The sequence below is a fragment of the Microbacterium sp. P26 genome, from assembly GCF_023712585.1.
GTDB lineage: Bacteria > Actinomycetota > Actinomycetes > Actinomycetales > Microbacteriaceae > Microbacterium > Microbacterium algihabitans_A.
On the sequence record NZ_JAMAXZ010000002.1, the window covers coordinates 280,958 to 296,269 of the forward strand.

Here is a 15,312-nt window from a genome sequence, read left to right on the forward strand (position 1 = left end):
CATGTGCGGCATCGTCGGCATGGCCGGGCAGGGCCCGGTCAACCAGGAGATCTACGACGCGCTCCTCCTGCTCCAGCACCGGGGACAGGACTCCACGGGCATGGCCACGGCCGAGTCCAGCGGCGTGTTCCACATCCACAAGGCTCGCGGCCAGGTGCGCGAGGCGTTCCGCACCCGCGACATGCGCGCCCTGCTCGGCGACATCGGCCTCGGGCACGTGCGCTACGCCACCAAGGGCACCGCGTCGAACGAAGAAGAGGCCCAGCCCTTCTACGTCAACGCGCCCTACGGCATCGTGCTGGTGCACAACGGCAACCTGACGAACACGCGCGAGCTGACGGGCGAGCTGTTCCACAAAGACCGTCGGCACCTGAACACCAGCAGCGACACCGAGCTGCTCGTCAACATCCTCGGCTCCGAGCTGCAGTCCGAGATCACCGGTCCCGACCTCGACCCCGCCCAGGTGTTCCGCGCGGTGGCCCGCGTGCACGAGCGCGTGGAGGGGTCGTACGCCTCGATCGCCCTCATCGCCGGCTACGGCCTGCTCGCGTTCCGCGACCCCTTCGGCATCCGCCCCCTCATCCTCGGCAAGCGTCCCGCCGCGCTCGTGCCGGGCGGAGAGCCGCGCGAAGAGTACATCGTGGCCTCGGAGTCTCTGGTGCTCGAGAACGCCGGCTTCGAGGTGGTGCGCGACCTGCTGCCCGGCGAGGCGGTGTTCATCACCCTCGACGGGACGCTGCACTCCCAGCAGTGCGCCGAGAACCCCACGCTCGCGCCGTGCTCGTTCGAGTACGTCTACCTCGCGCGCCCCGACTCTGTCATGAACGGCGTCTCGGTCTACGAGACCCGCCTGCGCATGGGCGAGCGCCTGGCCGACACCGTGGCGAAGTACACCCCCGCGGGGGCGATCGACGTGGTCATGCCGATCCCCGACTCCGCGCGTCCGGCCGCGATGCAGGTGGCCCGCAAACTCGGCATCGAGTACCGCGAGGGCTTCTACAAGAACCGCTACGTCGGCCGCACCTTCATCATGCCGGGGCAGGCGGTGCGCAAGAAGAGCGTGCGCCAGAAGCTCAACGCCATGTCGACGGAGTTCCAGGGCAAGAACGTCCTCCTCGTCGACGACTCGATCGTGCGCGGCACGACCAGCCGCGAGATCATCCAGATGGCGCGGGATGCCGGGGCCAAGAGCGTGACGTTCGCCTCGGCGGCACCGCCGGTGCGCTACCCCCACGTGTACGGCATCAACATGCCCTCGCGTCACGAGCTCGTCGCCCACGGCCGGACGATCCCTGAGATCGCCGAAGAGCTCGGCTGCGACTACCTGGTCTACCAGGAGGTCGACGACCTCAAGGCCGCCATCATGGAGGGCACCGACCTCACCGACCTCGACATGAGCTGCTTCGACGGTCGCTACGTGACGGGCACCGTGTCGGAGGAGTACCTCGCCTGGGTCGAGGGCAGCCAGGAGTCTTGACCCGCCGCAGCGCGGGAACCATCGCCCTCGCGGCCACCGCGATCGTGCTGCTGGCGTTGACGCTGCGCATCGCCGTGGCGTCGTTGTCGCCCCTGCTCGATGCGATCGGTCGCGACTTCGCGCTGCCCACGGCGGTGGTCGGTCTCATCGGCATGGCGCCCCCGGTCGCGTTCGCACTGTCGGGCATGGTGACCCCCGCGATCGAGCGACGGGTCGGGCTCGAGCGCACGGTGCTGCTCGCGGCGATCGTGGCGGCCGCGATGCTCGCGGCACGGGCGGCTGCGGGGAACGCGCTGACGCTGCTGGCGGCGACGGCCGGGGTGTTCGCGGCCGTCGGGGTGGCGAATGTGCTCATCCCCACCGTGGTGAAGAAGTACTTCCCCGAGCGCATCGGCCTGATGACGACCGTCTACAGCACGACGATGGCGGTGGCGACCTTCACGCCGCCGCTGGTCGCGGTGCCGCTGGCGGGAGCCGTGGGGTGGCGCGGGTCGTTCGTCGTGTGGGCGGTGGTCGCGGTCGCGGCGGTGCTGCCGTGGGTGGCGCTCAGCCTGCGTGCCCGCGCGGCGCGCATCGACGCCGTCGACGAGCCGCGGACGGCCGTGCTCTCACGCCTCGTACGCGTGCCGCAGACGTGGGCGCTGGTCGTCACGTTCGCCGTCAACTCCTCGGTGGCCTATGGCATGTTCGCGTGGCTTCCGCCGCTGTTGATCGATGTGGCGGGAGTGGATGCCGCGGAGGCCGGCGGACTGCTCGCGCTCTTCTCGTTCATGGGCCTGCCTGTCTCGCTGCTCGTCCCCCTGTTGGTGGCGCGCCTCGGGCGCACGACCCCGTTCTACGTCGTCGCGGTGGTGACCGGCGTCGTCGGGGTGGCCGGATTGCTCGTCGCCCCCGGCGCCGCGACCGTGCTGTGGGTCGTGCTCATCGGCATCCCGCCGCTGCTCTTCCCGCTCACCCTCGTGCTGTTCGGCCTGCGGACGCGTGAGCACGAGACGACCGTCGCGCTCAGCGGGTTCGTGCAGAGCGTGGGATACGCGATCGCGGCCCTCATGCCCCTCGCGCTCGGCCTCACGCACGAGATCACCGGAGGCTGGACCACCGGCTTGATCGTGCTTGGCGCGGTCATCGCGTGCGCGGCCCCCGCGGGGATCATCATGGCGCGCAGCGAGAGCGTCGAAGACGCGTGGGAGCGCCGCACCGGCCGCACGTGGTGAGCCGTTCGAGGCACACGAACGAAGGGCGGTGACGAGAAACGTCACCGCCCTTCGGCGTATCTATTCATCGGGGTACGACGATCACCGCTCCGGACCGATACGGCCTCGCGAGGGGAAAGACGAACGCGAAGGCGTCAGGCCTTCTCGTTGTCGTACTCGTCGCTGTACTGGTCGGCCCACTTGTCGACGTACGCGTCTTCACCCGGAGCGGGTGCACCCAGTTCGCGCTCGAGAGCCGAGTAGTTCACCGAATAGGTGTCGTACTTCAGCTCACGGGCGATCTTGGTGTTCTTCGCCTTCTGACGGCCACGCCCCATGCGAGACCCCCTCACGATCGACGTCGAGGGCCGCTTGAGAGCCCTGCGTATTGCGGTTCCGGACCGAGCCGGTAAGAGTAACAGCCAGGATATCACGGCGCATTCCGGCCGAGCCGTCGTGGGCTCGCGGGGGGAGCGCCCCGTCGCGACAGGAGCCGTCATGACCGATCAGCCCCGCCCGGACCAGCCCCGTCCCGAGACCGCGACCGGCGCGGTCATCGCCGGTGTCGTCCCCGGGCAGTCGTCGCGGGTCGTGCGCGAAGCGGCCCGGTACGCCGCGCTGTCGAAGGCGCCGCTGATCGTGGTGCACGTCGACACCACGCGGTTCGTCGCGTTCGAAGACCCCGACGGCTACGTGCACTCCTCGACCGTCGACGTCGCGGGCGCCGCAGCCAAGGCCGCCCTCGACGAGGTGCGTCGTGCGGCGGGCGAAGCGCTGGCCGGCCGCGAGCTCGACTGGAGCGTCCGGCAGGTGATCGGCGACCCCGCCCTCGCCCTCATCCAGCTCGCCGACGAGGTCGATGCCGGACTCCTCGTGGTGGGCACCCGCAAGCGCGGGATCGGCGAGTCGTTCCGGGAGTTCCTCACCGGTTCGGTCGCGGCGCGGCTGAGTCATCGGCAGCGCCGGCCGGTTCTCGTCGTTCCGCTGGGAGAACCGGCCGCCGCCGATGAGGAGCTGCCCTGGGAGTGAGGCGTCAGCCGCGCATCGCCCGGGTCACGGCCTCGGACGCGTCACGCAATGCCGACTCGATCTCGTCGACTCCGGATGCCGCGAGCTCGCCGCCCCGCGCGACGTGGGCGCGCAGTTGGCTGCGCACGCGTCCGCGGAACTCGTTGATCGCCGCGTCGGCGCGCGAGAGCTGCTCGCGACTGCGGGAGCGGGGATCGTCGGCGGGCACCGACTGCGCCTGCTCGCGCTCCTCGCGGGATGCCGCGGCGAGATCGGCGCGCAGGCTCCGCATGGCGTCGCGGACGCTTCCGCGCACCTCGTCGGCGATGAGCCGCACGCTGTCGGCGAGGCCGGCCTGGATGCCCTCGAGGTCGCCCGAACGCGATGCGACCTCGGCGCGCCCGGCATCCGTGATCTCGTACACGGTCTTGCGACCGTCGACCGACTTGGTCACCAGGCCCTCTTCCTCCAGCTTCGACAAGCGGGGGTAGATGGTGCCGGCCGAGGGCGAGTAGGTGCCGCCCGTGCGCTCGGACAACGCCTGCATGAGGTCGTATCCGTGGCGCGGGGCCTCATCGAGAAGGCTCAGGATGTACAGGCGAAGATCGCCGTGCGAGAAGACGGGGCTCATCACCACTCCTCCTCTCCGGCGAGTTCCTCGGGACGAAGACCGGAGATGCCGCGGCGCAGCACCGTGATCTCGCCCGAGACGGTGTTGGCGCGGACGTCGACGAACTGACCCGCGAGGGCGCCGGTCGACCCGGTGTAGTTCGTCGGGCCCTTGCCCGAGCGCACCTGGCCGTCGATCTGCACGCGGCCGCTGACCGACCGCGACACGTAATTGGCGGGCAGCGAGCGGTCGAGGCGGATCGTCCCGGTGCCGCTCACCGAGTTCAGCGAGATGGACTGCGTCGGTCCCGTCGAGTCGACGAGCATGGCGCCCGAGACCGTGTCGATCGAGGCCTTGGTGATGCGGCCGGTCGCGGCGACGTCACCCGAGACACTGTTGGCGCTGAGGGCGCCGTCGAGCTCGCGCACCTGCACGTCGCCGGAGACGGCATTGAGGTCGACGTCGCCGACGAGGCCGTCGACGATGATGTCGCCCGACACGGTGTTCAGGCGCACGTCGGTGCGCAGCCCCGAGACCAGTGCGCTCGCGCTGACCACGCCGAGGGTGAGGGCGACGTTGCGGGGGACCGCGACGCTGACCTCGGCCTTCGGGCCGCCGGCGCCGAAGTTGCGGAAGACCTCGAGGAAGTTGTCCCACCGCAGCTGCGGGTGGTCGATCTCGAGGCGGTCGTCGACCATCTCGATGCGCAGGTCTTTCACCGTGACGCCGTGCACTTCGATGCGTGCCCCGGGTTCGTCGTGGGCGATGACGTCGACCTGGCCGCCGACGAGCCCGATCTTCACCTCGCGCAGCGCGCCGACGTCGATGACGCGGGTCTCGCCGGGGTGGACGATCCATTTCTCCATGGTTGATGCTCCTCACTCGCGATATATCGCGTTAGGTCGAGTATCGCGATATATCGCGAGTGCGTCAACCCTGGAGGCGGTGTGAAGGGCTGTGAGGTCGCTGACAGGAGGTCCCTGAGCTCGGCGAAAGGGGCCGGGTCGCGAGGGTGTGCGTGCGGACGGGGAGGTCCCTGAGCTCGTCGAAGGGACCGGGGCGTACGGGTGCTTGAGTGGACAGGCTCAGCCACCTCGCGCACGGAAACGACGAATGCCGCGCCCTCGAGGAGGACGCGGCATCCGGAGCGGGAGAACCCGCGTGATCGTGGGGCGGTCAGACGGGCTTGCGACCGCTGATCAGTCGGAACAACAGCACGATCAGCGCGATGAGGCCGACGATGATGGCGACCCACAGCAGGAAGCTGGCCGCCTGGCTGAGGCCGCTGACGATCGCGATGACGATCGCGGCGATGATGATGATGATCAGGAAGATGTTCATGGGGGGCTCCTTGCTCGCCGCCTCGTGGGCGGCACCTGGCGAGTGGGTTTTGTCCAGCGTGTCACTGCCGACGCCGCCCGCCCCCGGGCTTGACGCCCCTCGAAATCGGCTGATAGCCGGGCTGTTGTCAACCCCGCGGACCGCGGCGCGAGCGCGGTCGTACGGTCGAGCCATCCGTCGGAAGGAGCCGATCATGCCTCAGGGGCGAGGATCCAACAGTCTGAAAGATCCCGATCTGTACGAGGAGCTGCGCACGCAGGGCGACTCGAAGGAGAAGGCCGCGCGCATCTCGAACGCGGCTGCGGCGCAGGGTCGCGACACGGTGGGCGCCAAGGGCGGGCACGCCGAGGACTACGAAGACCGCACGGTCGCCGAATTGAAGCAGCGCGCGAAAGAGCTCGGCATCTCCGGGTACTCGGGCAAGAAGAAGGCGGAGCTCATCGACCTGCTCCGGTCGCACTGATCCATGGCGCGACTGATCCGCGTCCGGCCCTATGAGGACCCGGGCTATCGGCGCGTGCGTTCCGGCTCGGGGTTCCGCTTCGTCGACCACACCGGAGCCGCGGTGCCCGAGCATGAAGCGGAGCGCGCTCGCGGCCTGGTCATTCCGCCCGCGTGGCGTGAGGTGTGGATCGCGAAGGAGCCCAACGCGCACATCCAGGCGGTCGGCACCGACGAGGCGGGGCGGCGGCAGTACACCTATCACGCGGACTGGTCGAAGCGGCAGGACAAGGGCAAATTCGCCCGTGCCCTGCAGCTGGCCGAGGCGCTTCCGCGGGCGCGCTCCCGGGTGACGCAATCGCTCCGACGGGCCGAGGCCGATCGCGAACGCGTGCTGGCGGTGTCGTTCCGCTTCCTCGACCTCGTGGCGCCGCGTGTCGGCAACGCGCGCTACTTCGTCACCAACGGCAGCCGCGGCCTGACGACCCTGCAGCGCCGGGACGCGACCGTCGACGGCGACCTGATTCGTCTGTCATTCCCCGCCAAGAGCGGCAAGCGGGCGGAGCTGTCTCTGCGCGACGCGGAGCTCGCCGCCATCGTCGAAGAACTCGCGTTCGGGCGTCCGCGTGCGGCACTGCTGACCTTCAAGCGGGGCCGGCGGCGCGTGCCCCTGACCCCCGGCGACGTCAACGGGTACGTGCGCTCGCTCACGGGCGGGCCGTTCAGCGCGAAGGACTTCCGGACGCTGCGCGGAACGATCCTCGCGGCGGAGGCTCTCGCGAAGGTCGGCGCCGTCGGCGGCAAGAACGAGCGCAAGAAGGCCGAGGTCGCCGCCGTCCGCGCGACCGCAGACGCCCTGGGCAACACCCCCGCCGTGGCGCGGGCGAGCTACATCGACCCGCGTGTCTTCTCGCTGTATCGCAAGGGCCGCACCATGGAGCTCGGCGGCTCGATGGACGCCGCGATCCGGCGACTCATCCTGGGGGAGTGAGAGTGGGCCCGACTCCGAACACTCCCACCACTCCGCACGCACTCCCGCCCAGGGGTGGGCTCGCCGATCCGCAGGAGGCTGCGACGCGTCTCTTCGGTCTGTTGACGCCGGAGGCCCGCGCGCTGTACGAGATGGTCCCCGGTGCCCAGGAGCTGTTTCGACCGACCGGTGCGTCGCGGGGAGTCCTTCGGCGGGGACTCCGTCAGGATGACGCCTTCCGCAACCTTCTGCGCGCCGCCATGCAGAACTCCGCTGACCCGCGCGGGTGGCGGCGCGACGAGTGGACCGACGAGGAGGTCGCTCGACTGGCCGCGGATCCGCAGGTGCTCGCGACAGCCCGGGCCATGTCGAAGAGCACGGCGCCCCGAGGCTGGAAAGCGACGTGGAAGAGGCGTCGGCAGCGTGAGACGGCGGTGCTCGCGGTCATCGCGTATTCGCTTGCGGCCGTCGCCATGGCGTTCATCACCGGCATCGCCTGGCTCGCGCTCATCGGCGCGGCCGTGGTGCTCGCGACGGTGGTTTATCTGATCCGGCGTCGATACGTCGAGGGTCGACCCGGTCGCGCGCCCCACCCCTCGGTCGCGGACGAGAGCGCTCCGCCGTCGGAGGACGGGGTCGACCGGCCCCTCTTCGTCGTCGAACGCGCCCCCTCGCAGCACCTGATCGCCCGCGGCACGGGTCTCGTCTTCTTCGCGGCCGCGGTCATCCTCGCGGTAACGGAGGCCGTCGGGGGTGGGCCACTCGCCGTCGTCGGAGTCACCGTGTGGCTGAGCACCCTCGGCGGCCTCGGTGCGGTCATCTTCCTCTGGGCGCTCTCGGCCGGGCGCGCGCGCATCGTCGGCTACGACGATCACCTTCTCGTCCGCCCCGGACTCCGCCGGTCGCGGAGGGTCGCGGCATCCGAGATCGCGTCGCTCTCGTGGTCGTCGGGCGGACGGCTTCGCGGCACGGACGCGCGGGGTCGCACCTTGTTCACTGCGATGAGCGTCTTCGACGACTTCCCCGATTTCGTCGCGTGGCTCGACGCGAAGGTCGTGCAGCGGCCGCGGGCGTAGGGTGGCGCGGTGAGCATGTGGCGCGACGTCGTCCTCGTCGCCGTGGGTGGTGCGATCGGCACCGCCGTGCGCGCGGGACTGACCCTCGCGCTCGGCGACGACCTCGGACCCGCCCTCGTGCCGATCATCAACGTCGCGGGGGCGTTCGCGATCGGCATCCTGTTCGGGTGGAGGGCCCGGATGCCGGCGTCTTCGCGTGCTCAGAGGGTGCAGCTGTTCATCGGCACCGGTGTCCTCGGCGGCTTCACGACCTACAGCTCGCTCGCCGTCGAGTCGGCGGATCCCGGACTGCTGTGGTGGGGTGTGGCGACGGTCGTCGTGGGCACCGCGGGGGCCTGGGTGGGCGTGCTGCTCGGCCGGGGCGGGCGGCGGCCCTCATGACGCCCCTCGTCTTCCTCGCCGTCGCCGTCGCCGGTGGCATCGGGGCGGCCCTGCGCTACGTCGTCGACGTGCTCATCCGCCGGCGCACGGGCGAGGGGTTCCCCTGGGGGATCCTCGCGGTGAACCTCACGGGAGCCCTGGTCCTCGGCATCCTGAGCGCCCTACCCGCCGACGAGACGTGGCGCTGGATCCTCGGGACCGGCCTGCTCGGCGGGTACACCACCTTCAGCGCAGTGGCCGTGACGACCGCCCTGCTGGCCGAGGAAGGGCGCACACGCGCCTCATTGTCGTACGCCGTCGTCTCGTTCGCGGGATCCGTCGCCGCCGCCGCGCTCGGATTGACGGTGGGCTCGCTGCTCTAGAGCGGACCGCCCTCGGAAACCCCATGGGATACTGAGGTTCGATACACACCTGTATCGAATGTGATCCCGGAGGGTCCTTCGTGTCGTACCTGGCCGTTCTGAGCCTGAAGAACCGCGCCCTCATCGCCCTCGTCACGATCGTCGCCGCGATCTTCGGCGGTCTCGCGTTGACGAGTCTCAAGCAAGAGCTCATTCCCTCGATCGAGTTCCCGCAGCTCGCCGTCATCACGACCTACCCGGGTGCGTCGCCCGAGGTCGTCGAGACCGACGTGTCGACGCCGATCGAGAACGCGATCCGCGGGGTGGAGGGGCTCGAGTCCACCACCGCCACCAGCACGACGAACTCGTCGATCGTGTCGGCGTCGTTCACCTACGGCACCGACCTGGCGGCTGCGCAGCAGAAGATCCTCGCCGCGATAGCCCGCATCAACGACCAGCTGCCCGACTCCGCCGACACGACGGTGGCGTCGGCGAGCATCGACGACTTCCCCGTCATCCAGCTCGCCGTGACGGGCTTCACCGACGCGCAGGCGACGCAGGCGACCCTCCAGACGAGCGTGGTTCCCGACCTCGAAGACGTCGCGGGCGTCAACGGCGCGCAGATCGTCGGCGGCACCGGCGAGCGGGTGACGATCACTCCGGATGCCACCCGCTTGAGCGAACGCGGGTTCAGCCAGCAGGCCATCACCGACGCGCTCGACGCGAACGGCGTGCTCTTCCCGGGCGGCTCGCTCACCGAGAACGATCAGACCCTCACCGTGCAGACGGGCTCGAAGCTCACCAGCGTCGACGAGATCTCGGCCCTCCCGCTCGTGCCGACCGACGCCGCACAGATCGCGGCCGGCCAGACCACGATCGCCGACGTGGCCGACGTCGCCCTGCAGCAAGACCCGGTGACGACGCTGTCGCGCGTCAACGGCGAGCCGGCCCTCACCATCGCGGTGACGAAGCTCCCCGCGGCCAACACCGTCGACGTCTCGCGCGGAGTGCTCGCGGCGCTTCCCGCCCTCGAATCGCAGCTCGGGCAGGGCGCGACCTTCACCGTCGTCTTCGACCAGGCGCCGTTCGTCGAGCAGTCCATCGAGGCCCTGGCTCAAGAGGGTCTTCTCGGCCTCGTCTTCGCGGTCGTGGTGATCCTGGTCTTCCTCATGTCGGTGCGATCCACGCTCGTCACCGCCATCTCGATCCCGACGAGCGTGCTGATCACCTTCGTGGGGCTCCAGGCGTTCGGCTACTCGCTGAACATCCTGACCCTCGGGGCCCTGACCATCGCGATCGGCCGCGTCGTCGACGACTCGATCGTGGTGATCGAGAACATCAAGCGCCACTACGTCGGCGACGCCGACAAGATCTCCACCATCGTGCGCGCGGTTCGCGAGGTGGCCGCTGCCATCACGGCATCCACCATCACCTCCGTCGCGGTCTTCCTGCCGATCGCCTTCGTCGGCGACGTCACCGGAGAGCTGTTCCGCCCGTTCTCGCTCACCGTGACCATCGCGATGGCCGCCTCGCTACTCGTCTCGCTGACGATCGTGCCCGTGCTGGCGTCGTGGTTCCTCAAGCCCGGCAAGGTCATCCGCGACTCCGACGGCAACGCGGTCGATCCCGAGTCGCCGGACGCTCCGCCCTCGCGTCTGCAGAAGGCGTACGTGCCGGTGCTGAGCTGGACGCTGCGACACTCCTGGATCACTCTCGGGCTCGCGGTGGTCATCATGGTCGGCACCTTCTTCTCGGCGAGCCTGCTCAAGACCGACTTCCTCGGCGACTCGGGTCAGAACACCTTCACCGTCACGCAGAAGATCGGCTCGGCACCCAGCCTCGACGCCGAAGACGCCGCGGCCCAGAAGGTCGAAGCCGTGCTGCTCGACACCCCGGGCGTGCAGACCGTGCAGACCTCGATCGGCTCGAGCGGCTCGGCGCTGCGCGACGCCTTCGCGGGCGGCGGCTCGGGCATCACGTACTCGATCACCTCCGAGTCCGGAGCCGACCAGGTCGAGCTCCGCGAGCGCGTCCGCACCGAGCTCGAGCAGCTCACCGACGCCGGTGAGATCGAGGTCGCGGCATCCGGCGGCGGCTTCGGCTCCACCGACATCACCGTCGACGTGACCGCCGCCGACGGCTCGTCGCTCCAGCAGGCCAGCGACGCCGTCGTGTCGCAGCTGCAGGGCCGCGAGGGCGTGGGCCAGGTCACCAGCAGCCTGTCGGCCTCCCTGCCCTTCGTCTCGGTGCGCGTCGACCGCGCCGCCGCCGCGGAGCGCGGTCTGTCGGAGCGCACGGTCGGCGCCCTCGTCTCCGGGGCGCAGCAGCCCCGTCAGGCGGGCACCGTCGAGCTCGACGGCCGCGGGGTGACCGTGTACCTCGCCACGGCGAACCCGCCGCAGACGATCGACGACCTGCGCGCGCTCGAGATCCCCAGCGCGAGCGGGACCGTGCGCCTCGACCAGATCGCCACCGTCGAAGAGAGCCAGACGGCTCCCTCCATCACCACCGCGCGAGGCCTTCGCACCGCGACGATCACCGTGACGCCGACCTCCGACGACCTCGGCAGCTCCTCGGCGACCGTGCGCGGGGCGCTCGCCGACGTGCAGCTGCCCGAGGGCGCCACAGCCGAGGTGGGCGGTGTGGTGACCAGTCAGCAGGATGCGTTCGGCCAGCTCGGCCTCGCCCTGCTCGCGGCGATCCTCATCGTCTACGTCGTGATGGTGGCGACCTTCAAGTCGCTGCGTCAGCCGCTCGAACTGCTCGTGTCGGTGCCGTTCGCGGCGACCGGAGCGATCCTCATGCTGCTGATCACGGGCGTGCCGCTCGGCGTCGCCGGCATGATCGGCGCGCTGATGCTCGTCGGCATCGTCGTGACCAACGCGATCGTGCTGATCGACCTGGTCAACCAGTACCGGGCGCGGGGTCTCAGCGTGTTCGAGGCCACGATCGTCGGCGGAGCGCGACGTCTGCGACCGATCCTCATGACGGCTCTCGCGGCGATCTTCGCGCTCGTGCCGATGGCGCTCGGCATCACCGGCCACGGCGGGTTCATCTCGCAGCCGCTCGCGGTCGTGGTGATCGGCGGACTCGTATCGTCGACGTTCCTGACGCTGCTGGTGCTGCCGACGCTCTACAACCTCATCGAAGGAGCGAGCGAGCGCCGCCGTCAGCGCCGCGCGGAGCGAGAGTCCGTGCCGAGCGCGCCGACGGCCGACGACGACCACCCGCTGAGCCGGCGCGAGCTGCGCGAGAAGCACTGATCCCGCGCGGACGAGAGGCCGCGGGGCCCCGAGCGGCAGCGGAGCGTTCCGCGACGGGCCGGGTGCGCGCGGGTGACGCGGCGCCCAAGCTGATCGCGAGGAGCCGCGAAGCGACGTGAGTCGACGGGCGCCGGTCGGTAGCGCGCTGTGGTGCGGTGGTGCGGGCGATCACCGAGGTGAGGGCGGTTCCGGATGCCGCGACTCCGGTGCGGTCGCTCATCGACAGCGGTCGCTCGGTGCGCGCGAGCACCGTCAGGAAGCGCTCGAGGGGCGAGGCGGACAGGGGCGTCATCGTGATGACGCGCGTCTGCGCCAGGCGGGGGAGTGCGCGAGCGGCGCCGAGCGGGCGCAGCGAGGCGCGCGAGCGCGCGGCGACGACCGAGCGGCCGCGGCGGCGCGGGGCGGCGTGGGCGACAGCGGGAGTCACGGCATCCGCTCCCCCCGCCACCGCGCGCGTGGTCTTGGCGGACGCACTCGCGAGGATCTGCGTGAACATGCCCGACCATGCGAACATCGCCGCGCACGAGATCGTCTCGAAGAGGGCGAGGTTGATCGTGGCCGACACGAACAGCGTGATCGAGGCGATGAGCCACACGAGCGCGATCCCCGTGCCGATCGCCATGCGTTTGCCGAGGCGGTTGAACATCAGTGGAGCGCTGAGCAGCAGCACGAGGAATCCGAGCACCATGGAGCCGGCGACCTTGTCGTGCAGGTCTTTGTCGGTGTTGAGGGGGATGCAGCCGACCAGGGCGAGGTTCACGCCGACGCAGTTCAGGCAGAGGAAGGCGACGGTGGCCGCGCCCCGGCGCACGGGGCCACGCCCGAGACGCGCGATGTCACGACGCACGCAGAAGGCGAAGACCACCACGATCAGTCCGCTGACCTTGAGCGTGGTGTTGAAGAATGCGCTGGAGAGATCGCCGAAGATGCCGAGCTGGCTGAAGTGCAGCTGCCACCACAGCGGGTCGCTCGTGGTCGCGATCGCGAGCAGCAGGCCGCCGACCAGCGTGGTCAGGGCCGCAGCACCGACGTGGAGCGAGGACAACGTCCCGAGTCGACGCGTGAGGCCGGTCAGACGCGGCACCGAGACAGAAACGGGGACGGCGGAGCGGAGCGCGGTGCTCATGATGGGGGATCTTTCCTTCAGACGGAACGGGGATCCCCCCTCATCGCGGGACCCTCGGCCCCCGTCGGCTCGTTCGGGTAGAAGACAAGGGGAAACCTTGGTCCTCTGCCTCCCCCGGCCTTGACGGAAATCCGTCACCGCTCATGGTAACGTTCGCGCCGCCATTCTAGGAAAGCCCTTGCCTGGGATTTTCCCAGGTCATATGGCTAATTCCTTGTCCCCCATTTGGGGGACAAGGATGCATCACGCGGTGAAGCGCACGCCCCATTCCCGGCGCAGCATCGACCCCGGTGCGAGCTTCTCGAGGTCGGTTCCGGTGGCGAAGGCGTTGGCGGGGGCCGTCATCGGCTCGATCGCGACGGCGAGCGGGTGACCCGGATACCGGTCGGTCGTGAACACCTGGGCCCAGCGGAAGCCCTCGTCCTGCCACAGCTCGAGACGTCGTCCGTCGGGAGCGGTGAGCGTGTGGCGCGCGCGCCCCTCGGCGTCGCGCTCCAACCCGCGATAGCCGTTGTCGAGGGCGGCGTCGCCCAGGCGCTTGCCCGCGCGCAGATCGGTGGCGGCATCGACCGGCACCTCGGCGACGGGGATGTTGCGCTCGTCGACGACGAGCGTCGAGGTGCCGGTGGAGTGCACCACGAGATCGGCCGTCGGCACGCCCCCGATCTGCAGGTAGGGGTGCACGCCGAGCGCCACGGGGGCCGTTCGTGCTCCGACGTTTTCGATGGCGTGAGTGACGTGCAGGCCGTCGTCGCGCAGGTCGAAGGTCACGCGTGTGCGCAAGTGGAAGGGGTATCCGGTCTGGGGCACGACGTCGGCTCCGAGCACGAGCCGGGTGTCGGTGTGCTCGATCGCCTGGTACGTGCCGAACCGCAGCAGTCCGTGGCTGGCGTTGCCGAACTTCGGCTCGCTGATGGCCAGCTGCAGGTCTTCGCCCTCGAAGGTGTAGCGACCGTCTCGGATGCGGTTCGGCCACGGCACGAGCACGACCCCGGATGCCGCGGGCGTCGGGGCGTCGTCGGGATAGCTCGGCACGAGATCAACCCCGTCGACGGTGAGCGCGCGCAGCGCTGCACCCACCTGGGTGATCTCGGCCGACGAGCGCTCGCCGCGCAGGCGGAAGCGGAATCCGGTGGGGTCGGCGGTCATGGCTGTGCCTTTCGCGATCGGCGGGGGCGCTGCAACCAGGGCTGCAGCATGCGGGTGACCCACGGGAGCACCGCGTAGGTCATGACGGGGGTGAGCATGAGGGTCGTCGCGAGCACGCGCAGCACGAGCGGCACCTCGGCGAAACCCGGGATGAACCCCAGCAGCCACGACGCCAGCAGATTGGTGGGGAAGAAGCCGACCCAGATCGTCACCGCCTGCTTCCAGCGCGGGGGAGCCGGGGGCACGGGCTGCTGGATCGGCTGGGTCCCGGCATCCGTCACCGTCGCCGCTTCGAGGATGGAGCCGTGCGGGGCGTCGAACCAGCCCTCGATGCCCGTGCGACGCTCGCTGCGCTCCTCGCGCGCGAACGGGCGGCCCGAGTCGAGCCACCACTGCCGCTGCGGGGAGCTCTCCCACTCCTCGAGCGTCGTGATGTCGCGGAAGCGGTACAGCATGTACCAGAGGTCGCTGTCTTCGCCCGCGCGCACCCAGCCCGAGCCGAGGAAGCCCGGAAAAGCGGTCGCGAGGTCGGTGCCGGCCTGCATCCAGGAGGTCGCTTCGGCGGTGCGCGTCGGGTCGATGCGCCGCTCGATCGCCACCGTGATGGGGTGGGCGTCGGTGTCTGCCATGCGTCTATCTTCCGTCAGCGCGACGCTGAGTCCCTCTCTCCCCGAAACCTGTCCCGCTCCCGACCGCCCCTGTCCCTCTCTCGACCACCCTCGTCCCACTTTCGGCGGGGTGATGTCCCAGGTACGGCTGTTTGATGCGCCGCGAAGGCGCCATAAGTGGGACATGGATCATCCGAGGGGCATGGATGCCATTCCCAGGCGCCCCCTGTAACGTGGTGCGGTCGGCTCTGGACACCGTGCGTGATGCGCGGATGGGTTTGTAGTCCAAGGGGCCGATGGACAGGACGCGATCGCGGCCTCGACCATC

The 15,312-nt window shown here is 70.0% G+C and carries 15 protein-coding genes and 1 pseudogene; 9 read left to right on the forward strand and 7 right to left on the reverse strand.

What is annotated here, in order from left to right:
- Position 1 precedes the first annotated feature (1 nt).
- Complete coding sequence (gene purF, locus M3667_RS04975; RefSeq protein WP_251505788.1) at positions 2 to 1,477, forward strand: amidophosphoribosyltransferase; 1,476 nt, start codon at positions 2 to 4, stop codon at positions 1,475 to 1,477.
- Entirely contained in the window at positions 1,474 to 2,691 is a 1,218-nt protein-coding gene (locus tag M3667_RS04980; protein WP_251505791.1) for a CynX/NimT family MFS transporter, read from the forward strand. Before purF ends, M3667_RS04980 begins: the two co-directional genes overlap by 4 nt.
- A 134-nt stretch (positions 2,692 to 2,825) precedes the next feature.
- Here the strand turns inward: M3667_RS04980 and M3667_RS04985 are convergent, their stop codons facing one another.
- Complete coding sequence (locus tag M3667_RS04985) at positions 2,826 to 3,008, reverse strand: DUF3073 domain-containing protein (protein WP_056225789.1); 183 nt, start codon at positions 3,006 to 3,008, stop codon at positions 2,826 to 2,828.
- A gap of 160 nt (positions 3,009 to 3,168) precedes the next feature.
- Here M3667_RS04985 and M3667_RS04990 point away from each other — a divergent pair, with 160 nt between their 5' ends.
- Positions 3,169 to 3,699, forward strand: coding sequence for a universal stress protein (locus M3667_RS04990; RefSeq protein WP_251505794.1), 531 nt, complete (start codon positions 3,169 to 3,171; stop codon positions 3,697 to 3,699).
- 4 nt (positions 3,700 to 3,703) lie between these two features.
- Here M3667_RS04990 and M3667_RS04995 read toward each other — a convergent pair whose 3' ends face one another.
- The 3 genes from M3667_RS04995 to M3667_RS05005 all read right to left on the reverse strand — a co-directional run bounded on the left by M3667_RS04995 (position 3,704) and on the right by M3667_RS05005 (position 5,629).
- Positions 3,704 to 4,309, reverse strand: coding sequence for a PadR family transcriptional regulator (locus M3667_RS04995; protein WP_251505797.1), 606 nt, complete (start codon positions 4,307 to 4,309; stop codon positions 3,704 to 3,706).
- A complete protein-coding gene (locus M3667_RS05000) occupies positions 4,309 to 5,154 on the reverse strand; it encodes a DUF4097 family beta strand repeat-containing protein (RefSeq protein ID WP_251505800.1) in 846 nt (281 codons plus the stop codon). The genes M3667_RS04995 and M3667_RS05000 overlap by 1 nt, the downstream gene beginning before the upstream one ends.
- A 310-nt stretch (positions 5,155 to 5,464) precedes the next feature.
- Positions 5,465 to 5,629, reverse strand: a complete 165-nt coding sequence (locus tag M3667_RS05005) for a hypothetical protein (RefSeq protein ID WP_186325427.1) — start codon at positions 5,627 to 5,629, stop codon at positions 5,465 to 5,467.
- A gap of 193 nt (positions 5,630 to 5,822) precedes the next feature.
- Between M3667_RS05005 and M3667_RS05010 the strand changes: the two genes are divergently transcribed.
- The 6 genes from M3667_RS05010 to M3667_RS05035 all read left to right on the forward strand — a co-directional run bounded on the left by M3667_RS05010 (position 5,823) and on the right by M3667_RS05035 (position 12,101).
- A complete protein-coding gene (locus M3667_RS05010; RefSeq protein WP_251505803.1) occupies positions 5,823 to 6,092 on the forward strand; it encodes a Rho termination factor N-terminal domain-containing protein in 270 nt (89 codons plus the stop codon).
- Between the two features lie 3 nt (positions 6,093 to 6,095).
- Positions 6,096 to 7,061 (forward strand): DNA topoisomerase IB, encoded by a 966-nt coding sequence (locus tag M3667_RS05015; RefSeq protein WP_251505806.1) that lies wholly within the window; start codon positions 6,096 to 6,098, stop codon positions 7,059 to 7,061.
- Positions 7,062 to 7,300: 239 nt separating this feature from the next.
- Positions 7,301 to 8,116 carry a hypothetical protein gene (locus M3667_RS05020; protein ID WP_251505809.1) on the forward strand — a complete coding sequence of 272 codons (816 nt, stop codon included), beginning with the start codon at positions 7,301 to 7,303 and terminating at the stop codon, positions 8,114 to 8,116.
- A gap of 15 nt (positions 8,117 to 8,131) precedes the next feature.
- On the forward strand, positions 8,132 to 8,497 hold the full coding sequence (locus M3667_RS05025; RefSeq protein ID WP_251506512.1) for a CrcB family protein: 366 nt from the start codon (positions 8,132 to 8,134) through the stop codon (positions 8,495 to 8,497).
- The gene (gene crcB / locus M3667_RS05030) at positions 8,494 to 8,859 is read left to right on the forward strand and encodes a fluoride efflux transporter CrcB (RefSeq protein ID WP_251505811.1); all 366 of its coding nucleotides are present in this window, start codon (positions 8,494 to 8,496) and stop codon (positions 8,857 to 8,859) included. Before M3667_RS05025 ends, crcB begins: the two co-directional genes overlap by 4 nt.
- Before the next feature lie 80 nt (positions 8,860 to 8,939).
- Entirely contained in the window at positions 8,940 to 12,101 is a 3,162-nt protein-coding gene (locus M3667_RS05035; protein WP_251505813.1) for an efflux RND transporter permease subunit, read from the forward strand.
- A 502-nt stretch (positions 12,102 to 12,603) separates the two neighbouring features.
- On the opposite strand, the pseudogene M3667_RS17115 reads toward M3667_RS05035, so the two are convergent.
- From M3667_RS17115 to M3667_RS05045, 3 genes and pseudogenes are all read right to left on the reverse strand, one after another.
- Positions 12,604 to 13,227 (reverse strand): annotated as a pseudogene (locus M3667_RS17115) (DUF998 domain-containing protein); the annotation flags it as partial.
- 243 nt (positions 13,228 to 13,470) lie between these two features.
- A complete protein-coding gene (locus tag M3667_RS05040; protein WP_251505816.1) occupies positions 13,471 to 14,376 on the reverse strand; it encodes an aldose 1-epimerase family protein in 906 nt (301 codons plus the stop codon).
- On the reverse strand, positions 14,373 to 15,005 hold the full coding sequence (locus M3667_RS05045) for an antibiotic biosynthesis monooxygenase (RefSeq protein ID WP_251505818.1): 633 nt from the start codon (positions 15,003 to 15,005) through the stop codon (positions 14,373 to 14,375). Before M3667_RS05045 ends, M3667_RS05040 begins: the two co-directional genes overlap by 4 nt.
- Between the last annotated feature and the right edge of the window lie 307 nt (positions 15,006 to 15,312).

Coding starts and splice junctions, on each gene's coding strand:
- purF (WP_251505788.1), top strand. CDS start 2: ATGTGCGGCATCGTCGGCATGGCCGGGCAGGGCCCGGTCAACCAGGAG.
- M3667_RS04985 (WP_056225789.1), bottom strand. CDS start 3,008: ATGGGGCGTGGCCGTCAGAAGGCGAAGAACACCAAGATCGCCCGTGAG.
- M3667_RS04990 (WP_251505794.1), top strand. CDS start 3,169: ATGACCGATCAGCCCCGCCCGGACCAGCCCCGTCCCGAGACCGCGACC.
- M3667_RS04995 (WP_251505797.1), bottom strand. CDS start 4,309: ATGAGCCCCGTCTTCTCGCACGGCGATCTTCGCCTGTACATCCTGAGC.
- M3667_RS05000 (WP_251505800.1), bottom strand. CDS start 5,154: ATGGAGAAATGGATCGTCCACCCCGGCGAGACCCGCGTCATCGACGTC.
- M3667_RS05005 (WP_186325427.1), bottom strand. CDS start 5,629: ATGAACATCTTCCTGATCATCATCATCATCGCCGCGATCGTCATCGCG.
- M3667_RS05010 (WP_251505803.1), top strand. CDS start 5,823: ATGCCTCAGGGGCGAGGATCCAACAGTCTGAAAGATCCCGATCTGTAC.
- M3667_RS05015 (WP_251505806.1), top strand. CDS start 6,096: ATGGCGCGACTGATCCGCGTCCGGCCCTATGAGGACCCGGGCTATCGG.
- M3667_RS05020 (WP_251505809.1), top strand. CDS start 7,301: ATGCAGAACTCCGCTGACCCGCGCGGGTGGCGGCGCGACGAGTGGACC.
- M3667_RS05025 (WP_251506512.1), top strand. CDS start 8,132: ATGTGGCGCGACGTCGTCCTCGTCGCCGTGGGTGGTGCGATCGGCACC.
- crcB (WP_251505811.1), top strand. CDS start 8,494: ATGACGCCCCTCGTCTTCCTCGCCGTCGCCGTCGCCGGTGGCATCGGG.
- M3667_RS05040 (WP_251505816.1), bottom strand. CDS start 14,376: ATGACCGCCGACCCCACCGGATTCCGCTTCCGCCTGCGCGGCGAGCGC.
- M3667_RS05045 (WP_251505818.1), bottom strand. CDS start 15,005: ATGGCAGACACCGACGCCCACCCCATCACGGTGGCGATCGAGCGGCGC.